This is a genomic window from Colwellia sp. D2M02 (assembly GCF_018860755.1).
Classification (GTDB): domain Bacteria; phylum Pseudomonadota; class Gammaproteobacteria; order Enterobacterales; family Alteromonadaceae; genus Colwellia; species Colwellia asteriadis.
Genome location: NZ_JAHKPW010000060.1, coordinates 51,306 through 63,380 on the forward strand (window position 1 = coordinate 51,306; position 12,075 = coordinate 63,380).

Sequence of the window (12,075 nt, forward strand, 5' to 3'; positions counted from 1 at the left end):
CAGTTCAATAAAAAGCCCTCAACGGAGGGCTTTAAAAATAACTTACTTAATGCTTAATAACTCAACATCAAATACTAACGTTGCATAAGGAGGAATAGCACCTTGTGAACCACGTTCGCCGTAAGCTAAGTTATAAGGAATAGCTAAACGCCATTTTGAACCTTCAGTCATTAACTGTAATGCTTCAGTCCAGCCAGCAATAACACCATTTACTGGGAATTCAGCAGGTTGTCCACGCTCTACAGAGCTATCAAATACATCGCCATTTGCAAATGTACCATGGTAATGAACACTTACTGTGCTATCTGCTGCTGGCTTTTCGCCTTCACCAGTAGTAATTACTTCGTATTGTAAACCTGATTCAGTTACAGTGACTTCTGCACGTTGAGCATTTTCAGCTAAAAAGGCTTCACCTGCAGCTGCTGCTTCTTTGGCTGCAGCTTGCTCTAGTTCCTGTAATTTTTTAGAAACAACAGTAAATGCTTCATTTAAATCTTCATCCGATACTTGGCTTGCAGCATCAGCTAATGCATCAGCAATACCTGCTTGTACTGCCGTAATATCAAACTCTTTAAAAGGGTTGTTACGTAATTGGTCACCTAGTTGACGACCTACACCATAGCTTACACGTTGTTCAATTGTTTCAAATGACATTATTCACTAACTCCAGATATTATCAGCCATTCATAGACTGAATATTTTTAGATAGGGTTTAAAATTTGTCGGATTTTATCATAAATCTTTACGTCACTGTAGTGTAGTAACAAAGTAAATCGTAATAAATTATAAGATGGCTTAATAAAGCTATTATTAAAGCACTCTATTTCTTTATGGTCGTAATAAAGCGCATTAATCTTTACATAATGATCTCAAATCCATTTAGCCATCTAAACATCTATATTGACAGTTTCTGTTATGCTTTTATAATGCACTCTATTGTTGATAATACAGAACATTACTATGAATCATGAAGAACAACCTTCACCTACATTTACTAAGCCAAGTTTAATTACTCCAAAACTCAGTGCGTTATTACCTTTTGCGGTGTTTTTAAGCCTATTTTTAGGTACCGGCATTATATTAACGTTACAAGGTGTCGATTTTGCCTTTTATCAATTACCTGCAAGTATTGCTATCATTCCAGCGATCTTGGTAGCGATATACGCCGGTATGCGAATAGGTACAGGCTCACTTAACCAACAAATTGCTCAATTTATCTCTGGTGCCGGTAATAGCAACATTACTACCATGTGTGTTATTTACTTATTAGCAGGTGCTTTTGCGGTGGTAGCAAAAGCGACAGGCAGTGTTGATGCAAGTGTAGAGTTAGGGCTAGCCATTTTTCCAGATTATCTACTACTGCCCGGTTTGTTTCTGGTTGCTGCTCTTTTATCTACGGCTATGGGCACATCAATGGGAACCATTGCCGCAATCGCTCCCATTGCACTTGGATTTATCGACTCAGCGCAGCTTGATGCAGCGCTTGTTGCTGGTTGTATTGTTTCAGGTGCAATTTTTGGCGATAACTTATCTATCATTTCAGATACCACGATAGCCTCAACGCGCAGTCAAGGCGCACATATGAAAGATAAGTTTAAAGTAAATTTTAAATTTGCCGTACCTGCAGCGTTAATCTGTTTGGTGGCTTTTGCTATTTTAGGCGGAGAGGTCAATCATAGTATTAGCAGTGATGCTTCGTTAATTGGCCTGCTCCCTTACGCGGTTATTTTAGTTCTAGCTTTGATGGGGGTTAATGTTTTTGCCGTATTAGTTGCAGGAATAATACTCGCCGCTGTTATAGGTATGTTAACGAGTGATTATCAAGTATCCGCTTGGGTAAACGACATTAATAGTGGTTTTGCAAGCATGCAAGATATATTCATTTTATCTTTATTTATTGGTGGGTTAAGTGAGTTAGTAAGACAACAAGGTGGTTTAGCTGCATTAACAAAGGCAATAGAGTCACTCGCTAGAAAATTAAGTCCAAGTAATAATAAGCGTGCCGCTGGTTTTGGTATTTCCGGTCTAGCTTTTCTGTGTAATTTTTTTACTGCTAATAATACCGTATCAATTATAGTGACCGGCGACACCGCTAAAAACCTCGCCACTGACGGCGAATTAAGTCCGGCAGAATCAGCGAGTTTGTTAGACGTTTTTGCTTGTATCAACCAAGGGTTATTGCCTTATGGCGCTCAAGCTTTATTATTAGGGGCTACCTTAAAGATTTCACCTATCGAGGTGGCAAGCCACGCTTTCTATCCTATGGTATTATTTTTTGTTGCCGGCTTTTCTTTTTGGCGATTAACCCGAAAAAACAACTAACTTCATGCTATGATCAATAAATGATTAAAGTATTTTGTATCAAAAGCATTTTTTAAGTGAAGACTAGGGGCTGTTGAACTTTCGCGATTAAATTTTGTTCGAGATAAAAGCGTTTTAATCGCGGCAGACAGTATGTTGCCTAGTCACTCTAAGTAAATACTGTTCAACAAAGAGCTGCAAAAACAATCTCGAAAGTTCAACAGTCCCTAAGGTAATAACATACGGATGAAACTTTACTGCTCCCCCGACTTATTCCACCTAATTGCCCAACGATTTTTATCCTTTCGCTGGCGTTTATTAGGCTGGAGTGCTCCTTTGCTTATATTATTCACGTTAATACAAGCACAAATTAACGCCAACACACCAACGCTGCTAGTTTGGTTAGCCTTTTTGATTTTGTTTAGTGGTTTGCAGTTGCTGGTATTTAGCGCTTTTATTTGGTTTTTTCAGCAACTTCCCTCGAAAAAAGAAGCGGCTAAAATATCTTCGGAAAAAAGTAAATCGCCCAGTTATTGGTTTAAACTTTACCGAGCAGTTGAGTGGTGCGAAGCGGTATTATTTTTTATTTTATTACCAATGCCAACGTTGATATTTTTATACGCGATCATTGTCGTCGGCTAACCCCTCCATTAAGCCAACAACACAATAAAATAAAATAAAATAAAATAAAACACATTAGCTATTATGTCGGCTAATGTGTATTTGTTACGCTTAAATATGTCGTTGTTTTTGTGCGTAAAGCGCTAAAGCACCAAAAATCACAACAATAGCTGGCGCAAGGTATACTGTTGGTATATTCGCCAACTGCGCTGCCAGCAAACTTGTTAGCCAAACTGTTAATAAACCATAGCCAACCGCACAAATAAAAATAAAAGCGCACAGTCGTACAATTAAGTGTTGCTTGCTTAAGAGTTTTTTTATGCTGGCATTAATGTCGTTACCAAAAATCACCAGTAATGTGGCAATAATAGCCAAAGCAATTTGATATTGGTAAGGTCGACACCAAAGCCCAAACTCATTTAAAACAGATAATATCAACGCTTTCATAAGGTAATGTTATGTTCAGTAAACAGTGAAATTAGCTCGTCTTCCGTCAGCACTTTAACTCCTAAGTCTTGCGCTTTCGTCAATTTAGAGCCTGCTTTATCACCGGCAACTAAATAATGAGTATTTTTTGAGACACTGCCTGATACTTTGGCACCAAGCGATTGTAATCCAGCTTTAGCTTCGCTTCTGCCCATTCGAGTTAATGTTCCTGTTAATACAAAGGTTTGCTCGGCTAAGGGCTGCTCTTCAGCAGATTTTTTCACAATATCAGGCCACGACATTAACTCGGCTAAGGCACTAACAACCGATATATTATGGGATTCTTTAAAAAAGTTAATAATATTTTTAGCCACTACCTCACCCACATCGGGTACCGCTTGCAACTGCTCTATCGTTGCCGCTTCAATGGCAGTTAAGGTATAAAAATGTGCGGCTAAGTTACCAGCAGTTGCCTCTCCAACTTCACGAATACCTAGACCATAAATAAACTTAGCCAAAGTAGTATTTTTTGCTTTTTCTAGCGAGGCAATTAATTTAGTGGCTGACTTTTGCCCCATACGTTCCATTGTCGATACTTGTACTTCAGTTAAATTAAACAAATCAGCAGGTGTGTTAATCATGTTCTCATCGACTAATTGTTCAACCAGTTTATCGCCTAAGCCGTCAATATCATGTGCCTTACGTGATGAAAAGTGTTTAATCGCTTCTTTACGCTGCGCGGGACAAAACAGTCCTGCAGTACAACGTAAAACGGCTTCACCTTCGGGCTTTGCAACGTCAGAGTCACATACTGGACAAGTACTAGGGAAAACCACATCACGCGCACTTTCAGGGCGTTTAGCTAACACTACACTAACAATTTGTGGGATTACATCACCCGCGCGGCGAATAATAACCGTATCAGATATTTTTAACCCTAAACGCGTAATTTCGTCTTGATTATGCAAAGTTGCATTAGAAACAGTAACACCACCAACAAAAACAGGTTTTAATCGGGCTACAGGGGTTATTGCGCCAGTTCTACCTACTTGAAACTCAACATCTTCAACGGTTGTTAACTCTTCTTGCGCAGGGAATTTATAAGCAATAGCCCAGCGCGGTGCTCGCGCAACAAAACCTAAGCGTTTTTGCTGATTAATATCATCAACTTTAAATACCGTTCCATCAATTTCATAACTCAACGCGGCGCGCTTGCTGAGAATGTTTTGATAAAATGCTTCACTCTCATTTTCATTTGATAACAAGCGTACTTCTGGACACATAGGCAAGCCCAACAGCTTTATTTGACATAAACGCTGATAGTGAGAGTTTTCAAAAAATTCTTCAGTTAACTCATCACCTTGTAAGTTACCGACAAAACCCAAGCTGTAAGCATAAAAAGCCAAATTACGTTTAGCTGTTATTTTAGAGTCGAGCTGACGTAAACTGCCTGCGGCGGCATTTCTCGGGTTAGCAAATATTTTGTCACCACGTTTTTTAGCTTGCTCATTGAGCTGCTCAAAGCTTGCTTTTGGCATAAATACTTCACCGCGCACTTCGACAACCTCAGGGTAATCAGTCTCCAATACGCCAATTAACTTCAATGGTATAGACTTAATAGTACGAATATTTTCAGTAATATTTTCACCAATGGCGCCATCGCCACGCGTCGCTGCTTGTACGAGAATACCTTTTTCATATCGAAGGCTTACCGCTAAGCCATCAAGTTTAGGCTCGGCACAAAGCGTTAGAGGTTCATTACTATGTAAACGCTCTTTATTACGTTTTATAAAACTGTTGAAGTCAGCTAAATCAAATACATTATCAAGAGATAGCATCGGTAATTGGTGCGTTACTTGAGTAAATGCTTTTAACGCTAAGCCACCTACTTTTTGACTTGGGGAGTCGGCAGTTTTAAGTGTTGGGTTCTCTTGCTCTAGGGCAATTAATGCCTGCATTAATCTGTCGTATTCTGCATCAGGAACACTTGGCTCGTCTAAAACATAATATTGATGATTATATTGGTTAATTAGGTTTTTTATTTCATTGATTTGTTCTGTGGGATTTGACATATAAATGCTTCAATAAGGCTATAGAAAAAGAATAAAATAAGTGGTGATAATACTAAGAGTTATATGGGTTAATTAGAAACCATTTGACGACTTTTTAACGGTAAGCTGGCTCAAAACACTATAATTACCAACACACAACCTAAGCAGTAATAGAGCTTGTATATTGGTAATTATTATTCGTTATTATTTTAAGCGGAAGCTATACGGTTTAAGCGATCGAACTCACGAATTTTACTCATATAATGCTGCTCTGTTTGTTGAGTCATGACATTTCTTTTATCATCGAGAATTTGCGCATTAAACTCTGCAGCTAACTGTTTGGCAGCATTAAGCATTTGCTCAAAAACAACAAAAGGATCGCCGTGGTTAGGTAGCATCATAAACAAACTAACCCCAGCTGTTGCAAAGGTTTCCATGCTATCTAAATCAAACGATCCCGGCTGCATCATGTTCGCTAAGCTGAAAGTAACATCACCATTACCGGCGTTATCTTGATGACGATGAAAAATATTCATTTCGCCATATTTAAGCCCTAAAGTTAATAAGCTTGGTAACAGTGCGGCACCTAACATTTGTTGATTGGCAGGCATAACTACTGATAAGACAATAACCTGTGGCTCAACTTTTTCAGCGGTTTGGCTAACGGTGTCTACCGTACTTTGAGTATCGCTCACTTGTTCTGTATTAGTTTCTTGTACTGGCTCAGCAAAGTTAATTTCCATTTGTTCACGCTTTACAGGCTCTTTATTAACAGGAGGTTTAACACGAGACGGTTTTGCTTTAATTACGGGTTGCTGATAAACGGGCTCTCTTTTTACTTTTGTGTTTTCTTTAGCTAGTTCTAGCTCGGGTTCAGTTTGAGTCTCGCTTGTTGCCACTTGTTGCGTTAAAACAAGATCGTCTCCTAATTCTTCTTTACTAAAGGTTTTAGGAGGCCCTTCATTAAACCAGTCACTATTTTGGGCTGAATCAAGCTCGGTATTAATTAAAGCTTCACTTTCATTAATCGATGTATGCTCTTCTTCGAAGCTATTTTCAACTGGCTGGTTTGTTGTATCTTGCCAGGTTGGCTGTTTTTTAACAGTCACTTGGCCAACGCCATCTTGATCAAAACCGCTACCATCGAAATCACGAGAAACAGGCTCAACCCTAGCTTTTGTGGCTTTGAGCTTATAAGGGTTCTTCTGTTTACGAATAGTCCATAAACCGTGCACAAAAATAGCGCCAATCACAAGGACACTAATAATAATTAATACATTTCTAAAGTTATCTTCCATTTTTAAGCCTGTTTACTAACCGTGTTGATTATTGCATACACTATTCGTTACGATTTACGTAACATTATATCAGTCAACTTTATCAGAAACTTTGGTATTTTGTAACAAGTTAGTGCTGTTATTACACTTAGGCACAATTTATACTGTATCATCGTTTTTAATACGCTAACGCCCTTATTTAATTATGAAAAAACACACATCAACGACAACACCTATTCGCGCATTACCCGTGACCTCTAATGGAGCCCGTTATTTTTTTCGTGGCTTGGAATTGATCACTCATAAAAGCTTAAGAAAGTTTGTCTTTATCCCGCTTCTGATTAACATTATGCTATTTTCTACCGCATTATATTTTATGGTATTAGAGCTTGACCACTATATGAATGTATTACTTGGTTGGCTACCTAGCTGGCTTGATTGGTTAAGTATGGTGTTATGGCCGTTTGCGGTGCTCACAATTCTAGTAGTGTTTTCTTTTATATTTAGTAGCGCAGCAAATTGGTTAGCAGCACCATTCAATGGTTTGTTGTCCGAAAAGGTTGAAGCACTTTTATCTGGTGATAAGCCTCCTGAAGAAGGCGCCTTTGCTGTTATTAAAGATATTCCTAGAACATTAAAACGTGAAGCTAGCAAACTTTATTATTACTTACCAAGAGCTATAGGCTTTTTTATCATTATGTGGTTTTTACCCGTAATAGGCCAAATCATTTGGTTTTTATTTGTTACTTGGATGATGGCTATTCAATACAAGGATTACCCGTTTGATAACCATAAAGTGCCGTTTAATGAAATGAAAGTAGCATTAAAACAAAAGCAAGGCTTAAGCTATAGTTTTGGGGCAACCATCGCTATATTCTCTATGTTACCAATTATCAATTTTATCGTAATGCCTGTTGCTATTTGCGGTGCAACAGCGATATGGGTAGATCACTATAAAAATAATTTTGTCACTCGAACATACTAATTTTTATTTAAGCAACTTTCATTTATTCTTTAAACAAATTGTTGATGTTACCAACAAAAACAGGCTTTTTATCGCCTAAGTGATAAAAATCGGATATATTGAAATAAACCTATAAAGTAAGATATTTAACAGCAGGAAGTTACCACAAATGAAAGTATTACAACAACCGCCACTAACTATCGTTTTGACAGTGATTTATGCCAGCATCAGTTTTTCTGCTACGGCAAACACTAGCCAAAGCACAAGTTCCGATCATCCTAAAGCGATGATGAGTGGTGCTGCTTACAAGTTTACGGTTAATGAAGAGCCTGATGTTGTTATTCCAAAACTATCAACACCTGATATTGTTAATGCCAAAAACTCTGACAATAGTCCAGATGATACCTCCGCTACTGAACCTCGTACAGCAAAACCTTTAGCAAGTAACCCTACACTATTTTTGGAACACATCACCAAAAGTGAGAACCAGTTTATTCCTGTAATACAAGACGCTATTATTTTCGCTAATTTTGGTGATGAACTGCCCGCTATTGTTAACTATTATACTTTTGCAAACCAAGCTCATATTATCAAGTTTTATCAAGAGGCTTATGGAGAGTTAGTGAGTCAGGATACTCAGTACGGTCGTTTGACGTTGCACTTTCGTGCTAATGAACAGCAAATACGGGTGATTATTTCACCACAAGATAAAAAACAACAAGTTGACGTTATTGTCACTTTATTAGATAAAAACACGCTTCTGTAGTTAGTTTTCTCAATTTAATAACTCAATGTTATCAATATCCACTGAGCGGCTTACTTTGCGGCCGCTCATCGCTGCTGATCAAGACATGTTTTGTCAGCTATACACTAGTAAGCATACCATGGCTTATATGTCAGCTCCCTATAGCGCAGAAAAAGCTAAAAAGACTTTCTATAGCGCTCTACATTTTAATAAAAACCAAAACCGCGTCATTAACACTTGGGCTATTACTTTGAAGTGCTTAAACGCTCCTTATACAGCGACAAATATGAGTTTTGGTATTGTCATGGTATACGATGAATGGAAGCAAGAAAGACTCGCTAATATTGAGGTTGGCGTATTGCTCTTACCTGAAGTAACTAAACAAGGGTTTGCTAAAGAAGCATTAATGGGTTTATTAGGTTATTGCTTTAACAGGCTATCTTTACCCCAAGTTAACATTCGCTTTCATCAAGACAATAACTTAATGCAAATTATTGCTAGAAAGTTAGGTTTTACATCACTCGCTCACAAATTGCCTAACAATTTATCGCTCAGTAAAAGCAAATCGACACTTAAGAGTAAAAATGCCATGTTAGTGCAGCAATTAACTGCACAACAATGGCAAGCCGGTCATGTTTAAAATCATTAAAATAGGCGCACACGCGTAGAAGGAATATTATGAAGGGGAGTTTAATTTGCGTAGGTACTGGCATGATGCTTGGTGCTCATATCAGCCCTATTTGTCAAAGCCATATAGAACATGCCGATGTGGTTTTCTCTTTAATGGCCTCTGCAATTACTGAGCGCTGGTTAGCAGAAAAAAATAATGATGTACGTAGCTTACAAAGCTTTTATCAAGAAGGTAAAAACCGCAACCACAGTTACAATGAAATGGTTAACGCCATTATTGATGAAGTAAAAGCAGGTAAAAAAGTAGTGGCAGCTTTTTATGGTCACCCAGGAGTTTTTGCTTGTGTTGCTCACCGTGCAATAAAAATAGCTCATATTGAAGGGTTTAATGCTCACATGGAGCCAGGAATATCTGCTGAATCATGCTTATATGCAGATTTATCGATAGACCCAGGTACCTATGGCTGCGCTCACTTTGAAGCGAGTCAATTTTTATTTTATCAACGCCAGATAGATACCAGTGCATATTTAGTACTATGGCAAGTAGGTTTTACTGGTGACAGGTCATTAACAAAATTTAATACTGATAAAGCTTATAAACAAGTTTTAGTGGACTTATTAACGACATTTTATCCTGATGATCATCTCGTAATATTATATCAAGCAAAAGTACTACCAATAGAAACAGTGCGAGCCGATAAAGTGCCTTTACATGAGCTAGCAAGTCATAAAATTTATCAACATACTACACTGGTCATTCCACCAACAAAGAAAATGCTAGTAAATCAAGTCATACTTGATAAACTCGAAGGCTTAGGGCGAAAAAGTAACCAGCCCAAACTTAAATTAGTTTAACGCTTAATTATAAAAACAAGGATATTCTATGAAAAGTAACACTGTTAACAATCTCATTACTGATGCCGAAAAAAATACGATTAAATTAATTGAACAACTGGCGACACAGTCGACACTTCAAGAGTTACAACCTAAAAGTCATGCGATTAAAAGTACAGACATCACATGCGAATTAAAGAAAGCACTACTTGAGCAAGATATTTCGAGTTTAGAAGCTCAACTTAACCTTAGTGGTAACATAAAGTGTGTCGGAATTTTTCCAGCTGAAGACGAAGAAGAGCAAACAGATGAGCAAGAAGGTGATCAAGAAGATAACAAAGAAGCACAAAGCCTCATAAAATTTGCCATTTAACTTACTCATTGACCAAATAAGCCGAGTAACTATTACTCGGCAGTTATAAAATTAATATGTTGATAAATCTCTCTCATAAATACAATTTTTTACATAAGCTTTATTTAGGCTTATTTTATGCGCTTTTTATACTGTGTAGTCACGCTAGTTATGCCACTCAAGGTGTTAGTGAAAATAACCTTTTAAATATCGATAGTATGCTAATTGAGGCTGATAAACTACGTAGCCATGCTCCTGCTTTAGGGCAAGAGATCATTACCAAACTAGAGAATAATATTACTAAGTTAAGCGAGTCTCAACGCCATCATTTAACTTACCTTAGTGCTTCCAAATCAATTTATCAGGGAAATTACCTTGAAGGCGAAAAAAAATTCTTAGCTTTATTAACCTCGAACACCAGTGAGTTAATCAAATTCAGAGCAAACTATAGTTTGATAAATCTATATACGTTACAACAACGTTGGCAAGAAGGTTTACAGCAAGTAGCCAAGGTACTGACAACCAGAAAGAGTATTGAAGGGGATGAACACTTTAAATTAGCACTTGTGTCAGTAATAGCCTTCTATAACCAAATTGAGCAATACCAGTTAGCTCTTGATTATAGTGAGCAGCTATTACACAACATCAGTGAAAAAAGAACTCATTGTATAGTTAATCAATTGGTATTATTGGCTAAATTAGAAACTCAAAAACTATCTATTAAAAGCAATGAATTAACAAAAGGCATTGAAGTTTGCCAACAAGCCAATGAACCGATTTTTACTGGAATTATTCGAAGTTATCAAGCTCGCTTGCATTTAAATGAGAAAAACGCAGATGATGCGATTAATGCCTTACTACCACATTTAAATGCTGTTAAGTCTACCCATTATAAAGTTTTGATTAGCTTAACTTATAATTTATTAGCACAGGCATATCATTTGAAAAGTGATATAGATAAGACAAAAGAATATGCTCTTTTAGCTGAAGATGTAGGCGGTGGTTTAACAAAAAATAAAGAGATTGCGGCAACTTACAAACTACTTTTTCAAATTGCGGAGCAAGAAGGTAACTTTGAGCAGGCTTTATATTTTCATAAAAAATATAGCCAAGCGACGCAAAAACACCTCGATGAAGTGCAGGCAAAACAAATCGCATTCCAATTAGCTAAACACAATGATTACGCGAATAAACAGCGTATAGAGCAACAAAATCAGCAAATTGATTTACTTAGTGTTCAACATCTATTAACTAAAAAACAAGCCGAAAACTCATTACTTTTGATTATGCTTTTAATCGTATTTTTAATGGCGCTTGCTTTATGGGCTTATAAATCATGGTTAGTTCAGCAACGTTTAAAACAGTTAACTGAGTATGACAGTTTAACCAAGGTACATAGCAGAGGTCACTTTATTCAGCTCGCAAAAAGTTCCTTAAAGCACTGTCAAAAAACAGAGCAGCCATTAACTTGTGTATTATTTGATTTAGATAATTTCAAACGCATTAATGATAACTACGGTCATGCTATAGGCGATAAAACCTTAAAAGAAGTCGCGAGAGTCTGTAGAAAAATTGGTCGGCAAAATGATATTTTAGGTCGCTTAGGTGGCGAGGAGTTCGCCTATATATTACCAGGGTGTAGCGTTATTATCGCCGAAGATATAGCCCAACGATGTCGATTAAGTATTCAACAAATTGACTATAAGGCTTTAGGTCTTAATGATCCCATAACGGCAAGCTTTGGTATAAGTGATGTTGCTATATCTGGCTTTGAGTTAACTGACTTACTCGGTGATGCTGATAGTGCGATGTATGCTTCTAAAGAACACGGAAGAAATTGCGTTAATACTTTTAGATAGTACTTTTAGAGAGTA

12 protein-coding genes are annotated in these 12,075 nt (G+C 37.4%); 8 read left to right on the top strand and 4 right to left on the bottom strand.

The window, feature by feature from the left end; all coding sequences use genetic code 11:
• Positions 1 to 42: 42 nt before the first annotated feature.
• Positions 43 to 654 carry an FKBP-type peptidyl-prolyl cis-trans isomerase gene (locus tag KO495_RS10745; RefSeq protein ID WP_215980409.1) on the bottom strand — a complete coding sequence of 204 codons (612 nt, stop codon included), beginning with the start codon at positions 652 to 654 and terminating at the stop codon, positions 43 to 45.
• A 306-nt stretch (positions 655 to 960) separates the two neighbouring features.
• Between KO495_RS10745 and KO495_RS10750 the strand changes: the two genes are divergently transcribed.
• Both KO495_RS10750 and KO495_RS10755 read left to right on the top strand, forming a co-directional pair.
• Complete coding sequence (locus KO495_RS10750) at positions 961 to 2,322, top strand: Na+/H+ antiporter NhaC family protein (protein WP_215980410.1); 1,362 nt, start codon at positions 961 to 963, stop codon at positions 2,320 to 2,322.
• Positions 2,323 to 2,547: 225 nt separating this feature from the next.
• Positions 2,548 to 2,943, top strand: coding sequence for a hypothetical protein (locus tag KO495_RS10755; protein ID WP_215980411.1), 396 nt, complete (start codon positions 2,548 to 2,550; stop codon positions 2,941 to 2,943).
• Positions 2,944 to 3,033: 90 nt separating this feature from the next.
• Here KO495_RS10755 and KO495_RS10760 read toward each other — a convergent pair whose 3' ends face one another.
• From KO495_RS10760 to zipA, 3 genes are all read right to left on the bottom strand, one after another.
• Positions 3,034 to 3,369, bottom strand: a complete 336-nt coding sequence (locus KO495_RS10760; RefSeq protein ID WP_215980412.1) for a DUF3392 domain-containing protein — start codon at positions 3,367 to 3,369, stop codon at positions 3,034 to 3,036.
• Positions 3,366 to 5,420: an NAD-dependent DNA ligase LigA gene (ligA, locus tag KO495_RS10765; RefSeq protein ID WP_215980413.1), complete on the bottom strand. Its 2,055-nt coding sequence runs from the start codon at positions 5,418 to 5,420 to the stop codon at positions 3,366 to 3,368. Before ligA ends, KO495_RS10760 begins: the two co-directional genes overlap by 4 nt.
• A 188-nt stretch (positions 5,421 to 5,608) precedes the next feature.
• Positions 5,609 to 6,697 (bottom strand): cell division protein ZipA, encoded by a 1,089-nt coding sequence (zipA, locus tag KO495_RS10770; protein WP_215980414.1) that lies wholly within the window; start codon positions 6,695 to 6,697, stop codon positions 5,609 to 5,611.
• 184 nt (positions 6,698 to 6,881) lie between these two features.
• Between zipA and cysZ the strand changes: the two genes are divergently transcribed.
• The 6 genes from cysZ (at position 6,882) to KO495_RS10800 (ending at position 12,060) form a co-directional block, all read left to right on the top strand.
• The gene (cysZ, locus tag KO495_RS10775; protein ID WP_215980415.1) at positions 6,882 to 7,661 is read left to right on the top strand and encodes a sulfate transporter CysZ; all 780 of its coding nucleotides are present in this window, start codon (positions 6,882 to 6,884) and stop codon (positions 7,659 to 7,661) included.
• Positions 7,662 to 7,809: 148 nt separating this feature from the next.
• Positions 7,810 to 8,406 (top strand): hypothetical protein, encoded by a 597-nt coding sequence (locus KO495_RS10780; RefSeq protein WP_215980416.1) that lies wholly within the window; start codon positions 7,810 to 7,812, stop codon positions 8,404 to 8,406.
• Positions 8,407 to 8,431: 25 nt separating this feature from the next.
• Positions 8,432 to 9,025 carry a GNAT family N-acetyltransferase gene (locus KO495_RS10785; RefSeq protein WP_289847619.1) on the top strand — a complete coding sequence of 198 codons (594 nt, stop codon included), beginning with the start codon at positions 8,432 to 8,434 and terminating at the stop codon, positions 9,023 to 9,025.
• Between the two features lie 38 nt (positions 9,026 to 9,063).
• Positions 9,064 to 9,870, top strand: coding sequence for an SAM-dependent methyltransferase (locus KO495_RS10790; RefSeq protein ID WP_215980418.1), 807 nt, complete (start codon positions 9,064 to 9,066; stop codon positions 9,868 to 9,870).
• A gap of 28 nt (positions 9,871 to 9,898) precedes the next feature.
• Entirely contained in the window at positions 9,899 to 10,222 is a 324-nt protein-coding gene (locus KO495_RS10795) for a hypothetical protein (protein ID WP_215980419.1), read from the top strand.
• Positions 10,223 to 10,278: 56 nt separating this feature from the next.
• Positions 10,279 to 12,060, top strand: coding sequence for a GGDEF domain-containing protein (locus tag KO495_RS10800; protein ID WP_215980420.1), 1,782 nt, complete (start codon positions 10,279 to 10,281; stop codon positions 12,058 to 12,060).
• The last annotated feature ends 15 nt before the right edge of the window (positions 12,061 to 12,075 follow it).